Origin of the sequence: Pseudomonas sp. PA27(2017), from assembly GCF_001945445.1 — a bacterium.
GTDB lineage: Bacteria > Pseudomonadota > Gammaproteobacteria > Pseudomonadales > Pseudomonadaceae > Aquipseudomonas.
Genome location: NZ_MSXW01000061.1, coordinates 357,688 through 379,305 on the forward strand (window position 1 = coordinate 357,688; position 21,618 = coordinate 379,305).

The window sequence follows — 21,618 nt, forward strand, 5'->3', positions numbered from 1 at the left end:
GGTATATGGATGAGCTTGCTGCTATCGACCTGGAAGAGCTGACCCTGGCTTTGCTGCACAGCCGTGCCGAGGGCACCCGGCTGCGCGAGCGCGAGCAACTGTTCAGTACCCTGTTGGGGAGCGTGAACGCCGTCCTTTGGGCGTTCGATTGGGAGGCTCAGCAAATCATCTACGTCAGCCCGGCCTACGAGCTGGTTTTCGGCCGCTCGGCCGGCTTGCTGTTGGCTGACTACGGCGAATGGCGCAACAGCATTTATCCGGATGATCTGGAATACGCCGCCGAAAGCATGGCCAAGGTGTTGGATACCGGCGCCGTGGAAGCCCGCGAGTACCGGATAATCCGCGCCGATGGCGAGATTCGCTGGCTTAGCGACAAATGCTTCATCGGTCGGCAGAGCGAGACCCAGGCTTCTCCAGTCATCTTTGGTATCGCCGAAGACATCACCGAGAAGAAGCAACTCGAGGGCGAGCTGCATCGTCTGGCCACTACCGACGTGCTGACGCAGAGCAGCAACCGGCGGCACTTCTTCGAATGTGCGCAAAGTGAATTCGAGCTGGCGCGTACCCATGGGCAGCCGCTGGCTTTTCTGCTCCTTGACCTGGACGACTTCAAACACATCAACGACACCTACGGTCATCAGGTTGGCGACCAGGTGCTGCAGCAGCTGGCCAACTGCGCGAGCTCCGTCCTGCGTCGGGGCGATCTGTTCGGGCGAATCGGTGGTGAAGAGTTCGCGGCCTTGTTTCCCGGTTGTGAGCCGGAACTGGCCGCGCAGATCGCCCAGCGCCTGCAACGGGAGATTCAGCGCTTGTCGTTCAGTCATGAGGGCACGACTTTCGGCATCACTGTCAGTCAGGGGCTGACTTCCCTGCGCAGCGGTGACCCTGGACTCGATGTGCTGTATGCACGTGCCGACGCCGCCATGTACCAGGCCAAGCGCCAGGGAAAGAACCAGATCGTCACCAGCTGATCTGGCGGAAAATCGCCTTATTTCCTATAAGGTTCGGCGGAAAATCGCTCATTTTTCTCGATGAGCGACCTCCACCTTCTGTCATTTTGCCAGTAACATGTTGAATTGTTGACTGTTATGCGACTTTGGTCGTCCATGGCACATTACCTGCTGTGCTAAATTCATAGCAATGGCCCTCCAAGGCCAAAAATAATAATGCCGAGAATCAGACGATGCCTTTTGCCTGTCGCCACTGCAGCCAGACCAACCTGTTTCATCTTTACCCCTAAGTTTTCGTATCGCCGTCCCCGTAGCTGTGGCGCCCTCCGGCTGCCTGCTACCTGACGGTCTTACCCGAATTCGGCTGGCTGCGCGCCTAGAAGGCGGCACCTTCCAGACCGATGTGCAACGCCAATAAAAGAACAGAACACTGGAGAGATCACGATGAAAAAAGCTTCCCTGGCGCTGGCCGTAGCCGCCGGCACTCTGGGTCTGACCCTGGGCAACGTTGCCAACGCTGCCTTTATCGAAGACAGCACGGCCAAGCTGGATCTGCGTAACTACTATTTTGACAACGACAACCGTGAAAGCCAGGGTGACGTGGGTGTTGCCAATGCTCACAATGGCCAGGTGCGTGAGTGGGGCCAGGCGTTCCAGCTGAACCTGCAGTCGGGCTTTACCGAAGGCACCGTGGGCGTGGGCGTCGATGCCCTGGGCCTGCTGGGCGTGCGCCTGGACGGTGGCGGCCGCGCGGGCAAGGTCGGGCAAGATCGTAACCCGAGTGCTCTGTTCCCCCTGGAAAACGACGGCAGCGCTCGTGACGAGTTCAGCAGCCTGGGCCTGACCGGCAAGATCCGTTTTTCCAAGACCGTTGCCCAAGTTGGCACCCTGCAGCCGAAACTGCCGGTGGTGACCTTCAACGATGGTCGTCTGATCCCGCAGACCTTCGAAGGCGCGCAGATCACCTCCAACGAGATCGACAACCTGACCCTGATTGCCGGTCAACTGGAGCACGCCAAGGGCCGTACTTCCAGTAACGCCGACTCGCTGGCTATCGCTGGCGCCGGTGCGGGTGCCGACAGTAACAAGTTCTACTACGGCGGCGCTGACTACAAGATCAACAAGGATCTGCTGGTTCAGTACTACTACGGCAACCTGGATGACTTCTACAAGCAGCATTTCCTGGGTCTGACTCATACCCTGGCGCTGGGTGCTGGCTCGCTGAAATCCGACCTGCGCTATTTCGACACCAACTCCGACGGTAAGAATGGCAGTGCCGCTGGTCGTGCTGATGGTTACTTGGGTTCGGGTTACTACGGCCGCAATGCCGCTGGTACCGGCATCACTACCGGTGAAGTCGACAACCGTACTTGGAGTGCGTTCTTCACCTACAGCCTGGAAGGCCATGCGCTGAGCGCCGGTTACCAGCAGGTCTCCGGTGACAGTAACTTCATCCAGTTGAACCAAGGCTCTATCCCTGGCCAAGGCGGTGCGACCACCTATCTGATCACCGACCGTCAGATCAGCAACTTCGGTCGTGCCGGCGAGCGTACCTGGATCACCCAATACGGCTACGACTTCGGGAAGATCGGCGTGCCGGGCCTGACCGCCAACGTGTTGTACATGAAAGGTGACAACATCAAGTCGGCAAGAGGCGATCTGAAAGAGTGGGAACGCGACCTGACCATCAGCTACGTGGTTCAGGAAGGCGCAGCCAAGGGTCTGGGCTTCGCCTGGCGTAACGCTTCGCTGCGTTCGGAAGTTGCCAACGCCGACGCCGACCAGAACCGCCTGATCGTCAGCTACAGCATCCCGCTACTCTAAGCTGTGTTGACGGGCCGCGCCGCGTAGCGGCCCATTCAAACGCAAAAGCCCGGACTGGTTCCGGGCTTTTGCGTTTCTGCGTGGCGGGATATCAGCGGGCGGTAACGGCCGGCTGTTGCTGGGTGATGCAATGGATATTGCCGCCGCCCAGAAGAATTTCCCGGCCCGGTACCATCACCACACGGTGTTCGGGGAACAAGTGCTCGAGAATGGCCTTGGCTTCCTGGTCCTTGGGGTCGTTGAAGCTGGGCGCGACGATGCCGCCGTTGACGATCAGGAAATTTACGTAGGAGCCGGCCAGGCGCACCTCCGGGCTGCGCTCCTGGCTGCCGAGTACGCGGTCGACGCCGGCGCATTCTTCTTCGGTGGCGTACAGCGGGCCCGGAATCGGCATCTTGTGCACGACCAGCTTGCGGCCCTTGGCGTCACGGGCGCTTTCCAGTACGGCCATGGCTTCCTGGCAGCGGTTGTAGTTGGGGTTTTGCGGATCGTCGGTCCAGGCCAGCAGCACTTCGCCCGGGCGCACGTAGCAACAGAAGTTGTCGACGTGCCCGTCGGTCTCGTCGTTGTAGAGCCCGTGGGGCAGCCAGATCACGGTGTCGATGGCCAGGTGATCGGCCAGCACCGCTTCGATCTGTTCGCGGTTCAGGTGCGGGTTGCGGTTGTGGTTGAGCAGGCACTCTTCCGTGGTGATCAGGGTGCCTTCGCCGTCGACGTGAATCGAACCACCCTCGAGCACGAAGCCTTCGGTGCGATAACGGTCGCAGCTTTCGATGTTGAGGATCTTGCTGGCGACCTGATCGTCGCGCAGCCATGGGAAATACAGGCCGCCTTCGAAACCGCCCCAGGCGTTGAAGCCCCAGTCCACACCACGCAGCTCGCCCTGTGCGTTGGTCACGAAGGTCGGGCCGGTATCGCGTACCCAGGCATCGTCAGTGGTCATTTCGACGACCCGGATGCGTTCGTGCTGCAGGTGCGCGCAGGCGTTCTCGTACTGCGCGGCGGAGGCGCACACGGTCACGGCTTCGAATTCGGCGATCGCCCTGGCGACGGCAGTGAATGCGTGCTGGGCGGGCTTGCCGCCCAGGCGCCAGTTGTCCGGCCGCTCCGGCCACACCATCCAGGTCTGGCTATGGGGTTCCCATTCTGCCGGCATGCGGAAGCCGTCGGCGCGAGGTGTGGAGGTCAGCGTGGTCATGGGGGGCTCCATTACTGAAGTCGTTCGAGGATTCAGGAGGCGATTGAGCCATCCGGGGGGATTCAATGGATCATGGAAATCTGGGCGCCGCTCACAGAGCTTCCCACATGCGTGGTTCACTTCCGACCGTTGCTAAGGTGAATGAGCAGTACGAAAAATGGCCTTTCAAGCTGATCTTATAGTCGATAAATATCGGCTATAGAAGTCTATTTTCAGCGCCTTTCGGATTTATTCAAATGAATTAGCGGATAGGTATTTGTATTCATTGGGGTTGCCCCATTTGTAGGCCACAGCTCGGCTTGCCCCTGTCGACGCACGGCCAAGCCGGCCATCCTTCAGTTGTTTGCACGTTTGCGAAGGAAGGGTGGCAGATACAGCCCCAGATAGGCTTCGAATACCCGCAAGCCTTCTTCGGCGAAACGTGGCGTGATTTCGCCGTGCTGGTGAATCGAGCGTGCATAGACGCGGTCACCCAATTCCATGGCCAGGGCGAATATATCGATATCGTCCGGTAAGGCGGGCAGTTCGAAGTACTGATCGAACAGCGCTCGGGTCTGTTGGCTGAGCTCGATATCGTGCTGACGGTCGGCCTGGGTTACTTCGCTCAGGCCGTGCTGGACTAGAATCAACTGCCGGGCCGCGGCATCGCCCGCATAGATGCTCAGCATACGCTGTTCGATGATGCGTGAGAGGTCGCGCCAGCAATGCAGCGGGCCAGCGTCGATGGGTGCCAGTAGGCAAGCGCGGAAGGCGCGGTGCACGTCAGCAGTCAGCGCCTGGAGCAGGGCGGGAACGCTGGGGAAGAAGTGGTAGATCGACGACGGCGCGATGCCGGCTCGTTCGGCCACGGTGTAGATCGACAGCCCCGCCACGCCCTGTTCGGCCAACAGCGTACGGGCCGCGACCAGAATCTGTTCGATGCGTGACTGGCTGCTGGCGCGGGGCTTGCGCGCACTCACTGCATTGTCCTCTGCTGAGTGCGGGCTCTTGGATGGGCTGGCAAAACCGCTGGGCAGTGAATCAACGTATTCGTCCTGATTGGCGATGGCGGCGCTATACCGTGATGTCGGCGCGCTGCTCGTTGCCAAATCATAACGCCGAACGCGCCTGTGAAAACGCCGGCTTTCGCCGGCGTTTCTCGTTCACACGGTGTGCAGGTACCAGTTGTACTCGAGATCGGAGATGGTCGTCTCGAACTCCTGCAGCTCGGCTTCCTTGCAGGCCACGAAGATATCGATGTAATCCGGACTGATGTATTTGTTGAGTACCTCGCTGTCGTCCAACTCGCGCAGGGCGTCGCGCAGGTTGTTCGGCAGGCTCTGCTCCAGTTGCTCGTAAGAGTTGCCCTCGATGGGCTCGCCCGGATCCAGCTCGTTGGTCAGGCCGTGGTGAATACCGGCCAGGATGGCTGCCATCATCAGGTAAGGGTTGGCATCGGCACCGGCGACGCGGTGCTCGATGCGAATCGCATCGCTGCTGCCGGTCGGTACGCGAACGGCCACGGTACGGTTGTCCAGGCCCCAGCTCGGCGCGTTCGGCACGTAGAACTGCGCACCGAAGCGGCGATAGGAGTTGACGTTCGGGCACAGGAACGCCATCGACGCCGGCATGGTGTCGAGGATCCCGGCGATGGCATGGCGCAGTGGTGCGTGCTGCTCGGGGTCTTCGGTGGCGAAGATGTTCTGGCCGGTTTTCTTGTCGAGCAGCGATATGTGCACGTGCAGGCCGTTGCCCGCCTGGCCCGGATAGGGTTTGGCCATGAAGGTGGAGTCCATTTCATGGTCGTAGGCGATGTTCTTGATCAGGCGCTTGAGCAGCAACGCATGATCGCAGGCCTTGAGCGCGTCCTTGGTGTGGTGCAGGTTGACCTCGAACTGCGCCGGTGCGCTTTCCTTGACGATGGCGTCGGCGGGCAGCGCTTGTTCCTTGGCAGCTTCTAGCATGTCCTGCAGGCAGTCTACGTACTCGTCGAGGTCGTCAATCAGGTAGACCTGGGTGGAGTGCGGACGCTTGCCGGAAATCGGCGAGCGCGGCGGTTGCGGGCGGCCATTCACGTTCTCCTGATCGATCAGGTAGAACTCCAGTTCGAAGGCCGCGCAGATGGTCAGGCCAAGTTCGTCGAACTTCTGTACCACCTGACGCAATACCTCACGGGGATCGGCAAAGAAGGGGCTGCCGTCCAGTTCGTGCATGGTCATCAGCAATTGCGCGGTCGGGCGCTTCTGCCAGGGTTCCTTGCACAGGGTATCGGGGATGGGGAAGCAGATACGGTCGGCGTCGCCGATGTCCAGGCCAAGGCCGGTGCTTTCGACGGTGGCGCCATTGATGTCCAGGGCGAACAGCGAAGCAGGCAGGTTGATGCCCTTTTCATACACCTTGTGGAGGCTGGCGCGTTCGATGCGCTTGCCGCGCACGACGCCATTCATATCTGCAATCAGAAGGTCGACGAACTGAACCTCAGGATGTTCCTTGAGGAACGCGTTCGCTTCATTGAGCTGAACGGCACGCGGGGGTACCGACATGATGCAACACCTATGTTGTTAAAAATATCAATCAATTGCTGACACACCGGGAGTCAATCCCAAACGCCAGGCACTGTCAAGGTAACGAGATGCTGCCCCAATCCGGAGCATGATGGCCATTTTTAGGGCGTTTCAGGGCGTTTCCGTGGAAAAACACTGCACCGTTTTAGGCATCGATCCCAGGCTTTTGGAAGCCGATATGAACGGGTTGTATAAAAAAATGAACAAGGCTAAGCTCGGCGAAAGCCCAAATAATCCAACAATACGGGTGTTTCATGAGCTGCATGTCGCTGTCCGGCGTCATTGCCAGTCCCACATGGTTCGCGGCATTGCCGGCTATGGCCGAAGCCGGCAGAGCCTTGCGCGTAACGCTCGCACAGCGCTTTGCGCGGCATTTGCTTATAGAGATGCCATCGCGTCGAATCGCTCGAAAATCTGCACACTCCGTCAGCTTCCCTCTGTTCCCCCTGTCTATGCTTTTCTGTCGACCGGCGCAGCTTCACGTGTCCATGCGATGTACTTTTGCGTGGCTGATCGATCGTGCTCGGCAATGTCTGACGGGGACGGCGCGCGCTTTGCAATGGCATCTGGCGCTGTCGAGTGCAACAAAGGTCGGTTACAGTCGTGGGCGATGCGGTGGCACGCCGCTGTGGGCATGCAAGGCTCCGGCTTGCGCGCCTGGAGGAGCTTTCGGGCGGTTGCCCGCGACGACGTGAACACCCTGGATTATCCCGTGCGCTGGTGCTGGGCGGCAAAGCCCGCCGCCAGGTTCGGGGCATGTCGAGCCGGCCGAGGATGCCGGTTTCAAAAAACCTGAGGTCTCTATGAGCACCAAATTGGACCAGCTTTCCAGCTGGTTGAAAGAACGCAAGATCACCGAAGTCGAATGTCTGGTCAGCGACCTGACGGGGATTGCCCGGGGCAAGATCTCGCCGACCAACAAATTCCTCGACGAAAAAGGCATGCGCCTGCCCGAGAGCGTACTGCTGCAGACCGTCACCGGCGATTACGTCGAAGACGATGTGTACTACGACCTGCTCGATCCGGCCGATATCGACATGTTCTGCCGGCCGGACGAGAACGCCGTGTTCATCGTGCCCTGGGCCATCGAGCCCACCGCTCAGGTGATTCACGACACCTACGACAAGCAGGGCAACCCCATCGAGCTGTCGCCGCGCAACATCCTCAAGAAAGTGCTGCGCCTCTACACCGACAAGGGCTGGCAGCCGATCGTGGCGCCGGAGATGGAGTTCTACCTGACCAAGCGCAACAGCGACCCGGACTTCCCGCTGGTGGCGCCGATGGGCCGTTCCGGCCGCCCGGAAACCGGCCGGCAGAGCTTCTCGATCGACGCGGCCAACGAATTCGACCCGCTGTTCGAAGACATGTACGACTGGTGCGAGCTGCAGGGGCTGGATCTGGACACCCTGATCCACGAAGAAGGCCCGGCGCAGATGGAGATCAACTTCCGTCACGGCGAGGCCCTGCACCTGGCCGATCAGATCCTGGTATTCAAGCGCACCATGCGCGAAGCGGCGCTCAAGCACGACGTGGCCGCGACCTTCATGGCCAAGCCGATCACCGATGAGCCAGGCAGCGCCATGCACCTGCACCAGAGCATCATCGACCTGAAGACCGGCAAGAACATCTTCTCCAACGAAGACGGTTCGATGAGCCAACTGTTCATGCACCACATCGGCGGCCTGCAGAAATACATTCCCGAAGTGCTGCCGCTGTTCGCCCCCAACGTCAACTCGTTCCGCCGCTTCCTGCCTGATACCTCTGCGCCGGTGAACGTCGAATGGGGCGAGGAGAATCGCACCGTCGGCCTGCGCGTGCCGGATGCCACGCCGCAGAATCGCCGGGTGGAAAACCGCTTGGCCGGCGCCGACGCCAACCCCTATCTGGCCCTGGCAGCCAGCCTGCTATGCGGCTACATCGGCATGGTCGAAGGCATCGAGCCCAGCGCACCGGTGGTCGGGCGTGGCTACGAGCGCCGTAACCTGCGCCTGCCGCTGACCCTGGAAGCGGCGCTGGAACGCATGGAAACCTGCCAGGTCGTGGAGCAGTACCTTGGCCACAAGTTCGTCAGTGGCTATGTGGCGGTCAAGCGTGCCGAGCACGAGAACTTCAAGCGCGTGATCAGTTCCTGGGAGCGCGAGTTCCTGCTGCTCTCGGTCTGATCCAGCCGGGGCTGGCGCGCGATCCGCACGACCCCATTCATAAAGAGGTGAACATGACGGCAAACAATGCGAAAACCCAGCAGTGGCAGGCCATGAGCCGCGACCATCACCTGGCGCCTTTCAGTGACTTCAAGCAACTGGCCGAGAAAGGCCCGCGCATCATCACCCGCGGTGAGGGCGTGCACCTGTGGGACAGCGAAGGCAACAAGATCCTCGATGGCATGGCCGGGCTGTGGTGCCTGGCCGTCGGCTACGGCCGCGAAGAGCTGGTGGAGGCGGCCAGCAGGCAGATGCGCGAGCTGCCGTTCTACAACACCTTCTTCCAGACCGCCCACCCGCCGGTGCTGGAACTGGCCAAGGCGCTCGCCGACGTGACCCCTGCCGGCATGAACCATGTGTTCTTCACCGGTTCGGGCTCGGAAGGCAATGACACCATGCTGCGCATGGTTCGCCATTACTGGGCGCTCAAGGGCAAACCAAACAAGAAGGTGGTGATCGCTCGCGAGAACGGCTACCACGGCTCCACCGTCGCGGGCGCCAGCCTGGGCGGCATGAAGGGCATGCACGAGCAGGGCGACCTGCCGATTCCGGGTATCGTGCACATCGCCCAGCCATACTGGTTCGGCGAGGGTGGTGACATGACGCCGGAAGCTTTCGGTATCTGGGCTGCAGACGAGCTGGAGAAGAAGATTCTCGAGGTCGGCGAAGATAACGTCGCCGCCTTCCTGGCCGAGCCGATCCAGGGCGCTGGTGGGGTGATCATTCCGCCGGACAGCTATTGGCCGCGCGTGCGCGAGATTCTCGCCAAGTACGACATCCTCTTCGTCGCCGACGAGGTGATCTGTGGTTTCGGCCGTACCGGCCAATGGTTCGGCAGCGACTACTACGGCAACACGCCGGACATGATGACCATCGCCAAGGGCCTGACGTCTGGCTACGTGCCGATGGGCGGCCTGGTGGTGCGCGACGAGATCGTCAAGGTGCTCAACGAAGGCGGCGATTTCAACCACGGCTTCACTTATTCCGGGCATCCGGTAGCGGCGGCGGTGGCGCTGGAAAACATCCGAATTCTGCGCGAAGAAAAGATCGTAGAGCAGGTCAGAGAAGAAACGGCACCGTATTTGCAGAAACGACTGCGTGAACTGGCCGATCACCCATTGGTCGGCGAAGTGCGCGGTGTGGGCATGCTGGGCGCCATCGAACTTGTGAAGGATAAACAGACCCGCACGCGTTATCCGAGCGACAAGGCGGTGGGTATGATCTGCCGCGGTCACTGTTTCGAAAACGGACTGATCATGCGCGCCGTGGGCGACACCATGATCATTTCGCCGCCGTTGGTGATCAGCAAGAGCGAAATCGACGAGCTGGTGGAAAAGGCCCGCAAATGCCTGGATCTCACCGCCCGTGCTTTACTGGCCTGACGGCTGCTGCAGCGCTGTCGCACGCAACGACGGTCGGGTGTAATCAATTGCCTGTCAGGGCTTGAGCGATGGGGCTGTTATCGCCAGACTTGCCGGCCAAAAAAATGGGTCCCGCCGCGTAGAACGGCGGCCCGGTTAATCGACATCATATGAGGGAGCTGAACCGCATGATCAAGACTTTCGGCAAGACTCTGCTGGCGGTGACGCTGGCCGGCGCCGTGGCCGGTATGGCGCAGGCAGATGGCAAGGTATTGAACGTCTACAACTGGTCGGACTATATCGCCCCGGACACCATCGAGAAGTTCACCAAGGAGACCGGCATCAAGGTCACCTACGACGTCTTCGATTCCAACGAAACCCTGGAAGCCAAGCTGTTCGCCGGCAAGTCGGGTTACGACATCGTGGTACCGTCCAACAGCTTCCTGGCCAAGCAGATCAAGGCCAAGGTCTACCAGCCGCTGGACAAGTCCAAGCTGCCGAACTGGGAAAACCTGGACAAGAACCTGCTGAAAACCGTCGAGGTCAGCGATCCGGGTAACCTGTATTCCTTCCCATACATGTGGGGCACGGTCGGCATCGGCTTCAACCCGGAAAAGGTCAAGGCCGCGCTGGGCGAAAACGCTCCTGTAGATTCCTGGGATCTGCTGTTCAAACCCGAGAACATCGAAAAGCTGAAGGCCTGCGGCGTGTCGTTCCTCGATTCGCCAACCGAGATCCTGCCGATCGCCATGCAGTATCTGGGCTATGAGCCGACCAGCACCGATCCGAAGCAGCTCAAGGAAGCCGAAGCGCTGTTCATGAAGATCCGCCCGTCGGTCACCTATTTCCACTCCTCCAAGTACATCTCCGACCTGGCCAACGGCAACCTCTGCGTGGCCGTGGGTTACTCGGGTGATATCTACCAGGCCAAGTCGCGCGCTGAAGAGGCCGGTGGCAAGGTCAAGGTTTCCTACAACATTCCGAAGCAGGGCGCTGGTGCCTTCTTCGACATGGTCGCCATCCCGGCCGATGCGGAAAACGTCGAGTCGGCCCATGCCTTCCTGAATTTCCTGTTGAAGCCGGAAATCATGGCCGAGATCACCAACGAAGTGCACTTCCCGAACGGCAACGCGAAAGCCACGCCGCTGGTGGATGAGGCCATTCGTAACGACCCGGGCGTGTATCCGACCCAGGAAACCATGGGCAAGCTGTACGCCTTCCCGGATCTGCCGCCGGCTGCCCAGCGTGCCATGACCCGTAGCTGGACGAAGATCAAGTCGGGTCGCTGATCGCCTGCGGACCGCGGTGCCTTGGCACTGCGGTTTGCGTTTATGGGCAGAGGGTGGATCGCCACCCGTCGAGTGCCGTGGCGTTGCCATGGCGCTCTCCTGAATCGCGATACGTCACCAGTCGGTGATGAGCCACAAGAAGAGGACGACCTGTGCATTTTCCCCTGGGCAAGATCCTGACAACGACCGCGCTTTCGGTTGGCTTGGCAACCCTGGCACATGCGGACGGTACCGTGCATATCTACAACTGGAGCGACTACATCGGCGAGGACACCCTGGCCGAATTCCAGAAGGCCACGGGCATCAAACCGGTCTACGACGTCTTCGACTCCAACGAAACCCTGGAAGGCAAACTGCTCGCCGGCCGTAGCGGCTACGACGTGGTGGTGCCGTCCAATCATTTTCTCGGCAAGCAGATCAAGGCGGGCGCGTTCCAGAAGCTCGACCGTAGCAAGCTGCCGAATTGGAACAACCTCGATCCGGCGCTGCTCAAGCAGCTGGAAACCAACGACCCGGGTAACCAGTACGCCGTGCCTTATCTGTGGGGCACCAACGGCATTGGCTACAACGTCGCCAAGGTCAAGGAAGTGCTGGGCGTCGACAAGATCGACTCCTGGGCCGTGCTGTTCGAGCCGCAGAACATGAAGAAACTCGCCAGCTGCGGCGTGTCGTTCATGGATTCGGCCGACGAGATGATCCCCTCGGTGCTCAACTACCTGGGCCTGGATCCGAACAGCCAGAACGCCGATGACTACGCCAAGGCCGAAGCCAAGCTGATGGAAGTGCGCCCCTACGTGAGCTACTTTCACTCCTCGAAATACATCTCCGACCTCGCCAACGGCAACATCTGCGTGGCGTTCGGCTACTCGGGCGATGTCTTGCAGGCATCGGACCGTGCCGCGGAGGCCGGAAAGGGCGTCGAAATCGCCTATGCGATTCCCAAGGAAGGCGCCAACCTGTGGTTTGACATGCTCGCCATTCCCAAGGATGCCAGCAATGTCGAGCAGGCCCATGCCTTCATCAACTATCTCCTCGATCCCAAGGTGATCGCCGGGGTCAGTGACTATGTCGGCTACGCCAACCCCAACGTCAAGGCGGGGGAGCTGATGGACCAGGACATTCGCCAGGACGAGTCGGTGTACCCACCGCAGGCCGTGCTGGACAAGTTGTACGTGATGGCCGAACTGCCGCCCAAGGCGCAGCGCCTGATGACGCGAAGCTGGACCAAGATAAAGTCCGGTAGGTGAAATCGTTTAGCGCCCGGCCCTCGCCGGGCGCCCTTTATACTGCGGGAGTTTGGTAATGGCAGTTGCTTCCAGTGCCTATAAGAAGGTCATCGAGGGCAGCCAGCAACCCAAAGAGGTGCTGGTCAAAATCGAGCGCGTGACCAAGAAATTCGACGAAACCGTCGCCGTCGACGATGTCTCGCTGACCATCAACAAGGGTGAAATCTTCGCCCTGCTCGGTGGTTCCGGCTCGGGCAAATCGACCCTGCTGCGCATGCTCGCCGGCTTCGAGCGGCCCACCGAGGGACGCATCTTCCTCGACGGCCAGGACATCACCGAACTGCCGCCCTACGATCGACCGATCAATATGATGTTCCAGTCCTACGCGCTGTTTCCGCACATGAGCGTGGCTGACAACATCGCCTTCGGCCTCAAGCAGGACAGGATGTCCAAGGCCGAGATCGACGAGCGCGTGGCCGAGATGCTCAAGCTGGTGCACATGACCCAGTACGCCAAGCGCAAGCCGCACCAGCTCTCCGGCGGTCAGCGCCAGCGCGTGGCTCTGGCTCGCTCGCTTGCCAAGCGCCCCAAGCTGCTGCTGCTCGACGAGCCCATGGGCGCACTGGACAAGAAACTGCGCTCGCAGATGCAGCTCGAACTGGTGGAAATCATCGAGCGCGTCGGCGTGACCTGCGTGATGGTCACCCATGACCAGGAAGAGGCCATGACCATGGCTCAGCGCATCGCCATCATGCACCTGGGCTGGATCGCCCAGATCGGCAGCCCGATCGACGTCTACGAGACGCCGGCCAGCCGCCTGGTCTGCGAGTTCATCGGCAACGTCAACCTGTTCGACGGGCAGATCGTCCACGATGACACCGACCACGCGGTGATCGACTGCCCGCAGTTGGACAAGCCGATCTACATCGGTCATGGCATCAGTACCCGCGCCCAGGAAACCCAGGTCACCTATGCCCTGCGCCCGGAAAAGCTGCTGATGGCCACCCAGCTGCCCGCCGATCACGAGCACCCGGACTACAACTGGAGCCACGGCACCGTTCACGACATCGCCTACCTGGGCGGCCATTCGGTCTACTACGTCAAGCTGACCTCCGGGCAGATCGTGCAATGCTTCATCGCCAACGCCGAGCGCCGCGGCAAGCGACCGACCTGGGATGACCCGGTGGTGGTGTTCTGGGAAGACGACAGTGGCGTGGTATTGCAATCATGAAGATGAGCAGCCTGACCAAGCGTATGCCTAACGGCCGACACCTGGTGATCGGCATTCCGTTCATCTGGCTGTTCCTGTTCTTCCTGCTGCCGTTCATCATCGTGCTGAAGATCAGCTTCGCCGAAGCCGATGTGGCGATCCCTCCCTACACGGAAATCTACACCTGGGTCGACAACACCCTGCAGGTGGTGCTGAACCTGGGCAACTACATCTTCCTCACCGAGGATGAGCTGTACCTGGCCGCCTACCTGGGCTCGCTGAAGATCGCCTTCATCAGCACCCTGGCCTGCCTGGTCATCGGCTATCCGATGGCCTATGCCATTGCCCGGGCCAAGAAGGAAACCCAGACCGTTCTGCTGCTGCTGGTGATGATGCCGACCTGGACTGCGATCCTGATCCGCGTCTACGCGTGGATGGGCATCCTCAGCAACAACGGCCTGCTCAACGGCTTTCTGCAGACCATCGGCCTGATCGACGCACCGCTGCAGATCCTCAACACCAATACCGCGGTGTACATCGGCATCGTCTACTCGTACCTGCCGTTCATGATCCTGCCGCTGTTCGCCAACCTGGTGAAGCATGACCAGAGCCTGCTCGAAGCGGCCTCGGACCTTGGTTCGAGCAACTTCAACAGCTTCTGGAAGATCACCGTACCGCTGTCCAAGAACGGCATCATCGCCGGCTGCATGCTAGTGTTCATCCCGGTGGTTGGCGAATTCGTGATCCCCGAACTGCTCGGCGGGCCGGAAACCCTGATGATCGGCAAGGTGCTGTGGCAGGAATTCTTCAACAACCGCGACTGGCCGGTGGCCTCGGCGTTGGCGGTGGTGATGCTGGCGATCCTGCTGATCCCGATCATTCTGTTCAATCGCAACCAGGCTAAGGAATTGGAGGGTCGTGTATGACGCGATACAGCGCACAGCAACGATCATTCTGTTCAACCGGCTCTTCACCCACAATCCGGGCTAAGGAATTGGAGGGACGGGTATGAAGAACTTCCGTTTCTCCTCGCTGATGCTGTGGGTCGGCCTGTTGTTCATCTACCTGCCGATGGTCATCCTGGTGATCTACTCGTTCAACGAGTCGCGCCTGGTAACGGTGTGGGGCGGCTGGTCGACCAAGTGGTACTGGAGCCTGCTCGACGACCGCCAGTTGATGGGCGCCGTATGGCGCTCTCTGGAGATTGCCCTCTATACGGCGGTTGCCGCGGTGGCGCTGGGTACGCTGGCAGCCTTCGTGCTGACCCGCATCAGCCGCTTCAAGGGCCGCACCCTATTCGGCGGCCTGGTCACTGCGCCGCTGGTGATGCCGGAAGTGATCACCGGTCTGTCGCTGCTGCTGCTGTTCGTGGCCATGGCGCAACTGATCGGCTGGCCGGCAGAGCGTGGCATGATGACCATCTGGATTGCCCACACCACGTTCTGCTCGGCCTATGTGGCGGTGGTGGTATCGGCCCGCCTGCGCGAGCTGGACCTGTCCATCGAGGAAGCGGCCATGGATCTTGGTGCGCGGCCGTGGAAAGTGTTCTTTCTGATCACAATCCCGATGATCGCGCCCTCGCTGATGGCTGGCGGCATGATGTCCTTCGCCTTGTCGCTCGATGACCTGGTACTGGCCAGCTTCGTGTCCGGCCCTGGCGCCACCACGCTGCCGATGGAAGTGTTCTCCAAGGTACGCCTGGGCGTGACGCCGGCCATCAACGCCATTGCCAGCCTGATCCTGCTGGCCGTGTCGCTGGCTACGTTCCTGGTGTGGTTCTTCACCCACCGCGCCGAGGAGCGCCGTCGCAAGGCGATCCAGCAGGTCATGGAAGAAAGCCAGAACGCTATTGGCGCTCGTCCTGAGGCCAAGCCGGCTCACTAAGGCATGTGAGCTGGAAGACGATGCCCGCCCGCTGCGCAAGCAGGGCGGGCATTTTCATTTCCGGCAATGGCATGCCGATGCCTGCATCATCCGTCAGAGTCTATTCACGAGCGTTTTGGGCGACATTAGAGAGACTGCTGCAAGGCAGAAGCGGACATTGATGCAGTACCTGTGGGAGCGGGCGGGGACGCACAGTCCATGCCCGCGATTTTTCGCGCGCATGGCGCGCTCCCACAGTGGATCAGCGAACGGCTGCTGCCTTTTGCAGGCAAAGCGCTGAAAGTCGAGCCGAAAGGTCGTAGACAGGCTCTTGGAGAGGCTGGCGACTTCGCACCCGGGGCGGTCAGCGCTCGCCACGCATTCATCATGCTGCGCCCGGCCACCCGTCAGCGCTGGTTGCCCAGCAGAGGCAAGGAAGGCAGATATAAAAACGCCCGGGCTATCACGGCCCGGGCGTTTTCGTTGCTGCGGAAGTTTAACGCGTCAGATGCAGGAAGTGCATGTGGCGCTCGTACTGGTCGAGGATGTCGCCGATCACTTCTTCACGGTTCCAGCCCATCACGTCGTAATCCTGGCCGCCCTCGTTGAGGTGAACCTCGGCGCGGAAGTACTTGCGCTCCTCGCTGGAGTCGTCGCGGGTGTCACGCAAGGCGAAACTCGGCTGGATCAGGGCGCGGGGGCGTACCTGATACTGGAAGTCCGCTTCGGCACCATGGCTGACCGACAGGGTGACACGGCCATCTTCGCCGCTTTCGACTTGTGCTTCACGCCCCTGCTTGCGCATTTCCTCGGCCACCTGCTGGCAGGCGGGCAGCACCGTCTCGGCGATGAAGCGATTCACGTGAGAGCGGCGCGGCAGCATCACCATGCTGCGCAGGCGACGTTGCCAGCCGCCAGGGGTCGATGCACCGCGGGGGCTTAAAGCGACCTGGTCGCGCAGGTTACGTTTGGCTGCATCGATCTGCAGGGCACGCAGCAGGCCCCACATCGAGGCCATCAGGGCGATCACGAAGGGCAGGGCGCTGGCGATGGTCGCCGTCTGCAGCGCCTTGAGGCCATCGGCGAGCAGCAGCGAAGCCGCCACCACCGCCATCAACGCGGCCCAGAAGATGCGCTGCCACACCGGTGTCTGGTCCTGGCCGCCGGAGGCGAGCATGTCCACCACCATGGCGCCGGAGTCCGCCGAGGTGACGAAGAACACCACGATCATCAGCACCGCAATCTGCGACAGGATCATCGACAGCGGGAAATGCTCGAGAAAGGCGAACAGGGCCAGGGAGCTGTCCTGATTGACGGCTTCAGCGAGGTCGGTAATCCCGTCGACCAGGATCATGTGAATCGCGGTATCGCCGAACACGGTCATCCACAGCAGCGTGAAGCCGGCCGGTACCACCAGCACACCGCTGATGAACTGGCGGATGGTGCGGCCGCGGGAGATGCGTGCGATGAACAGGCCGACGAAGGGCGACCAGGACAGCCACCAGCCCCAGTAGAACAGGGTCCAACCGCCGATCCAGTCGGTCGGCTCGTAGGCGTAGAGGTTGAAAGTCTTGCTGACGATCTCCGACAGGTAGCCGCCGGTGTTCTGCACGAAGGTCTGCATGATGAACACGGTGGGGCCGAGTACCAGCACGATCAGCAGCAGCCCTACGGCCAGCAGCATGTTGAGCTCGGACAGGCGGCGGATGCCCTTGTCCAGGCCGCTGACCACGGAAATGGTCGCCAGCAGCATGGTGAAGATCAACAGGCCGATCTGCACCGTGGTGGTGGTCGGCAGGCCGTAGAGATGATTGAGCCCGGTATTGATCTGCAGCACGCCGTAGCCCAGCGAAGTGGCCACGCCGAGCACGGTACCGATGACCGCGAAGATATCCACCGCATGGCCGATGGGGCCGTAAATGCGGTCGCCGATCAAGGGATACAGCGCCGAGCGCAGGGTCAGCGGCAGGTTATGCCGGAAGGCGAAGTAGGCCAGGATCAGCGCGACGATGGCGTAGATCGCCCAGGCGTGCAGGCCCCAGTGGAAGAAAGTCAGCTTCATCGCTTCCTTCGCCGCGGTGACCGTCTGCGGGTCGCCCACTGGCGGGTCGATGAAGTGCATCACCGGCTCGGCCACGCCAAAGAACATCAGGCCGATGCCCATGCCGGCGCAGAACAGCATGGAGAACCAAGTGGTGTTGTTGTATTCGGGCTCGCTGTGGTCGGGGCCGAGCTTGATGTCGCCGAAACGGCTCATGGCCAGGAACACCACGAACAGCAAGATTAGCGCGACGGAAAGGATATAGACCCAACTGGCATTCTCGATGATCCAGGCCTGGGTGGCGCCGAACACGCTCTGGGCGTTGTCCTTGAAGGCCGTGCTGTAGATCACCAGGCAGGCGATCAGAAAGGTCGAGCCGAAGAACACCGGCGGGTTGAGGGTGGAGCGGGAAGACAAGTTTGCCCCCATTGAGCTAGCTCTCCTTGGTCAGAGTCAGTCCACTACGTGCATATTCCCGGAGCAGCGTAGGCCGTATCGGGAAGATGGCAGGATGGAAATGCGACTCGGTTTTTCGGATGGCCGCCAAAAGCGGAAGGCCCGCGATTGTAGCATCACCGGTAATCGGATTAGTGGCCACGCCTGCTATCGATAAGCCACTAGCCGTTTCGTTCAGCTTATTTGCGCAGGCTCACAGGCTGGTGCGGTACTGCAGCGCCTCGGCCAGATGCTGGCGACTGATGCGCTCCTCGGCCTGCAGGTCGGCCAGGGTTCTCGCCACTTTCAGCACGCGATGGGCAGAGCGCAGCGACAGCGTGAGGCGCTCGCAGGCGTGCTCCAGCCACTGGCGGTCGCCATCAGCCAGATGGCAATGAGTGCGCAGCCCAGGCAGGTCGAGAAAGGCGTTGGCGGTGCCCTGGCGCTGCAGTTGGATATCCCGTGCTGCCGCAACGCGGGCGGCAGCCGCCTCGCTGGTTTCGCCGTTATCTGCCGGGGGGCATCCTCCTTTTTTCCGGCGCCTGAAGAGGCTCGGGTTGCACGTAAGGCAGTGGAGTCGATCATTCAGGTGTCCAGATTGATCAGGCCCTCTAATTCAACCGGACGTGCAACCGCTCAAGTACTCGGTCAAACGTGCCATTGTCTCGCCAATCACGGAACCGTTGATACACCGTTGACCACGGGCCGAAACGCTCTGGCAGGTCGTGCCAGGTGGCCACGGAGCAGAGGATCCAGAAGATGCCGTTGATCAACAGCCGATTATCACTGCGCGGCCGGCCCATCTTCTGTTCCGGGGAAACTAGATCTTTGATCAACTCCCATGCTGCATCGGGGAGTTCGTAGCGTTTTGTCATGCAGGCCTCCAGCCAATCATGGCACTAAATCTATCCGTATTGACTTTTCGTACAGAACTTAGTACCGCCCTTGCAAGGACTAGATAGGCGTTGGAATCGCTAACAATCTCATCATTTTTTGAAAATTACTGAGATTTCTTCTGATAGACGTCTTGTAAAAGGAGAGCCTAAAGGCTTGGCTGGCGAGGTGAAATGATGGCCTGGGAGTGGGATGTAGGACTTCTTATAACACCAGATGATTACACATCGACGAATGAAACTGGCACTGGATTCATCGGAGGTAACTTTAGTAGGCCTGGAGGATCAGTCCCATATGGAGCGATAAAATTCACGATGGGACAAAATGAGAAGCACTATCAAAATAACAAGAGCGAAGTTAGCGCGCACTATACGGCGCCAGATAGCGATAATTATCTTTCAAATGCAATGATCAGTTTTCTTATTCCGGAAATGGCTAGGTTGCCGAGTCTAATTGCCGACATCACTAAAGAAACAATGAGCAGTGCAGAATACAAAGCAATAAAAACGTTCGCTTTGAAAAATAATGTTGTGGCGCAGGTTGCCCTAGCAGGCAGCGCGATTAGCGAGGACGTCAACTCCGGAATTTCTCCCTACGTAGCAATTGGCACACAAGCTACAATTATTGGATTTGGGGCTGGACTCGCTATTGCTACTGCCGGACTTGGTATTCCACTCTCGTTAGGTATAGGTTTGGTACTATCTATCGGTCTTGAAAAATTTAATGTCCAGGGTCAAATAAACAACTACTTATCATCTATTCTCGGATTGCCTACAAGCACTGCCAATGAAGGTGGCGAAACAGATGGTCTAACGGGATATCAAGTTTATCAAGCCCTCATGCAAATCCTGCAAAATCCGGACGCATATCCGGATGCGGGAGATATGCTCGATGAGTTTGTTGCCGAAGCCGGCGCAATGCTGCTGAATCACGATGCTTTTGTAATAATAAGTCAAAACAATAGCGAGCTACTAAATAAAGAGCCACCAAAGACAATTTTAATGTCTGACATAAATCATGACGGCGATGGATATAGAACCTACTCAGCCGAAGGGAACGGGGGGTATCTATTCAAAGGCTCAGAAGAGTACAACAAAATGATCGGTGGCGATGGGCTTAACTGGTTTCTAATCGCAGAAAGCTGGGGCCTTGAGGGCTGGGACTTTCTTACGCCACGGAACATCGTTACAGGTGGTGCGGGGTACAATGTTTTAGACTTCTCTAATGCTCCGGATGGCGTCCATGTTTTGCTAGGCGGTAATGATTATATCAATCAACGTATAAATGACATGGACGAAAAATTTAACTCATCTGTTCGTAGCTTCCTAGATGAGCAGATGTCGAGGGCTATGAGAGGCGGGGCAGATCAGTGGCTCAATACAGACTTCTGGAATATCAACTCGGGTGAGTACAGAAACATTAATTTGGTTATAGGCTCTCCTTACAACGATATCATAGTAGGTGATTGGATAGGTGGAAATACATTAACAGGAGGTTATGGTGACGATATATTTGTAATCCATGGCGGGAGTAATACGATTAGATTTTATGATACGGACTTCTCTAATCCCGGTGAGGTAATAGTTAGAAAAACCGTACATGGCCTAACCTTGGGCAAGGAAGCTCTTTATTTTAATGGGCCGAATTACAATCCCACCCATGATAGATATTTCAGAATAGACAGTGATAAGCTAGATTTTAGCGGAATTGATGCAGACCTTAGCAAGGAAGGTACTCAGTCATTTACCTTCATTGGTGAGAATGAATTTTCAGGTGCAGCTGGCGAGCTTCGTCTCGACGTAGCAGTCGCTGAAAAACCTACATTTACACTCCAGGGTGATAGAACAGGAAATGCCACCGCTGACCTCGAAGTTTCCTATGAAATCTACTATACAAACCCGTTCGTTAATGCCGCATGGAGTCCATTCATTACAGTAGAGGATCTTATCTTATAGCATGCAGTCATTGAAGAGCAGCAAACGCTCATCACTGTCTGAACTAACCTATGACTTCAAGGTCACCGCAGAATGAAAGAACTTATTAAGAAATCATTGAGTTTACTTATTGATATCCCCAGCGCAAGCAATCGACTTGCCCCACTAAAAATATTTTTTTTGCTGTCCTTGGCATGGGTGGTCTCACGCTTAATGCTCGGCAGATACATATCGGAACTATTTTATTTATACGATATGACCAATGATGTCTTACTAGTTCAGCGTGACGAAATGATTTTTTTTATTAACCCAGGACTGGCAGGGGCTTTAGTGGTGATAATTGGCTCAGCAGTAATGCATATTCTTGTATACTTCAATACAATCAATTACAACTGGAAAGCTTCCGCCATAATTATAATTTCAGCTATCGCATCCTCAATCATGTTCTTAATAATTGGGCTGTGGGCTAAGCAACTTTCATACTTTGTAATCAGCTCGGGGGGCTACATTGTTTGCCCATACGGTTCAGCTGGTTATAGTAGGTCGCATGACTATGGTGGTAGTAACTTATATAAGTTTGCTTTGCTTGATAGAAAGTCAGGGCTGACTTGCAAGTAGGTATTTTTAATTGTAGGCGGTGGCAAAAACT

At 58.6% G+C, this 21,618-nt stretch carries 16 protein-coding genes and 2 pseudogenes; 12 read left to right on the plus strand and 6 right to left on the minus strand.

Features of this window, described 5'->3' with window-relative positions; all coding sequences use genetic code 11:
• The first annotated feature begins 5 nt into the window (after positions 1–5).
• A complete protein-coding gene (locus tag BVH06_RS23245; protein ID WP_075928517.1) occupies positions 6–971 on the plus strand; it encodes a sensor domain-containing diguanylate cyclase in 966 nt (321 codons plus the stop codon).
• A 423-nt stretch (positions 972–1,394) separates the two neighbouring features.
• Positions 1,395–2,774 carry an OprD family porin gene (locus tag BVH06_RS23250; protein ID WP_075935628.1) on the plus strand — a complete coding sequence of 460 codons (1,380 nt, stop codon included), beginning with the start codon at positions 1,395–1,397 and terminating at the stop codon, positions 2,772–2,774.
• A gap of 91 nt (positions 2,775–2,865) precedes the next feature.
• Here BVH06_RS23250 and aguA read toward each other — a convergent pair whose 3' ends face one another.
• The 3 genes from aguA to BVH06_RS23265 form a co-directional block, all read right to left on the minus strand.
• Positions 2,866–3,972: an agmatine deiminase gene (aguA, locus tag BVH06_RS23255; protein ID WP_075935629.1), complete on the minus strand. Its 1,107-nt coding sequence runs from the start codon at positions 3,970–3,972 to the stop codon at positions 2,866–2,868.
• Between the two features lie 335 nt (positions 3,973–4,307).
• Entirely contained in the window at positions 4,308–4,931 is a 624-nt protein-coding gene (locus tag BVH06_RS23260; RefSeq protein ID WP_075935630.1) for a TetR/AcrR family transcriptional regulator, read from the minus strand.
• A gap of 183 nt (positions 4,932–5,114) precedes the next feature.
• Positions 5,115–6,494 (minus strand): glutamine synthetase family protein, encoded by a 1,380-nt coding sequence (locus BVH06_RS23265; protein WP_075928521.1) that lies wholly within the window; start codon positions 6,492–6,494, stop codon positions 5,115–5,117.
• A gap of 109 nt (positions 6,495–6,603) precedes the next feature.
• On the opposite strand from BVH06_RS23265, the gene BVH06_RS25590 reads away from it, so the two are divergent.
• The 8 genes from BVH06_RS25590 to BVH06_RS23300 all read left to right on the plus strand — a co-directional run bounded on the left by BVH06_RS25590 (position 6,604) and on the right by BVH06_RS23300 (position 15,686).
• Positions 6,604–7,311 carry a hypothetical protein gene (locus tag BVH06_RS25590; RefSeq protein WP_139315714.1) on the plus strand — a complete coding sequence of 236 codons (708 nt, stop codon included), beginning with the start codon at positions 6,604–6,606 and terminating at the stop codon, positions 7,309–7,311.
• Between the two features lie 7 nt (positions 7,312–7,318).
• Entirely contained in the window at positions 7,319–8,677 is a 1,359-nt protein-coding gene (locus BVH06_RS23270; RefSeq protein ID WP_070885911.1) for a glutamine synthetase family protein, read from the plus strand.
• A 53-nt stretch (positions 8,678–8,730) separates the two neighbouring features.
• Entirely contained in the window at positions 8,731–10,098 is a 1,368-nt protein-coding gene (locus BVH06_RS23275) for an aspartate aminotransferase family protein (RefSeq protein ID WP_075928522.1), read from the plus strand.
• 167 nt (positions 10,099–10,265) lie between these two features.
• Complete coding sequence (locus BVH06_RS23280) at positions 10,266–11,366, plus strand: polyamine ABC transporter substrate-binding protein (protein WP_075928523.1); 1,101 nt, start codon at positions 10,266–10,268, stop codon at positions 11,364–11,366.
• 152 nt (positions 11,367–11,518) lie between these two features.
• The gene (locus tag BVH06_RS23285; RefSeq protein WP_075928524.1) at positions 11,519–12,613 is read left to right on the plus strand and encodes a polyamine ABC transporter substrate-binding protein; all 1,095 of its coding nucleotides are present in this window, start codon (positions 11,519–11,521) and stop codon (positions 12,611–12,613) included.
• 55 nt (positions 12,614–12,668) lie between these two features.
• The gene (potA, locus tag BVH06_RS23290; protein WP_075928525.1) at positions 12,669–13,823 is read left to right on the plus strand and encodes a polyamine ABC transporter ATP-binding protein; all 1,155 of its coding nucleotides are present in this window, start codon (positions 12,669–12,671) and stop codon (positions 13,821–13,823) included.
• Positions 13,824–13,846: 23 nt separating this feature from the next.
• A complete protein-coding gene (locus BVH06_RS23295; protein WP_168172944.1) occupies positions 13,847–14,728 on the plus strand; it encodes an ABC transporter permease subunit in 882 nt (293 codons plus the stop codon).
• Between the two features lie 82 nt (positions 14,729–14,810).
• Positions 14,811–15,686: an ABC transporter permease subunit gene (locus BVH06_RS23300; RefSeq protein ID WP_075928527.1), complete on the plus strand. Its 876-nt coding sequence runs from the start codon at positions 14,811–14,813 to the stop codon at positions 15,684–15,686.
• A 475-nt stretch (positions 15,687–16,161) separates the two neighbouring features.
• On the opposite strand, the gene BVH06_RS23305 is transcribed toward BVH06_RS23300, so the two are convergent.
• The 3 genes and pseudogenes from BVH06_RS23305 to BVH06_RS23315 all read right to left on the minus strand — a co-directional run.
• Complete coding sequence (locus BVH06_RS23305; RefSeq protein ID WP_075928528.1) at positions 16,162–18,135, minus strand: choline BCCT transporter BetT; 1,974 nt, start codon at positions 18,133–18,135, stop codon at positions 16,162–16,164.
• A 220-nt stretch (positions 18,136–18,355) separates the two neighbouring features.
• Positions 18,356–18,658 (minus strand): annotated as a pseudogene (locus BVH06_RS23310) (magnesium chelatase); the annotation flags it as partial.
• A 71-nt stretch (positions 18,659–18,729) separates the two neighbouring features.
• Positions 18,730–19,016 (minus strand): annotated as a pseudogene (locus BVH06_RS23315) (transposase); the annotation flags it as partial.
• Between the two features lie 192 nt (positions 19,017–19,208).
• Here BVH06_RS23315 and BVH06_RS25595 point away from each other — a divergent pair.
• Positions 19,209–20,990: a hypothetical protein gene (locus BVH06_RS25595; RefSeq protein WP_139315715.1), complete on the plus strand. Its 1,782-nt coding sequence runs from the start codon at positions 19,209–19,211 to the stop codon at positions 20,988–20,990.
• Between the two features lie 72 nt (positions 20,991–21,062).
• A complete protein-coding gene (locus tag BVH06_RS25600; RefSeq protein ID WP_139315716.1) occupies positions 21,063–21,587 on the plus strand; it encodes a hypothetical protein in 525 nt (174 codons plus the stop codon).
• Positions 21,588–21,618 lie beyond the last annotated feature (31 nt).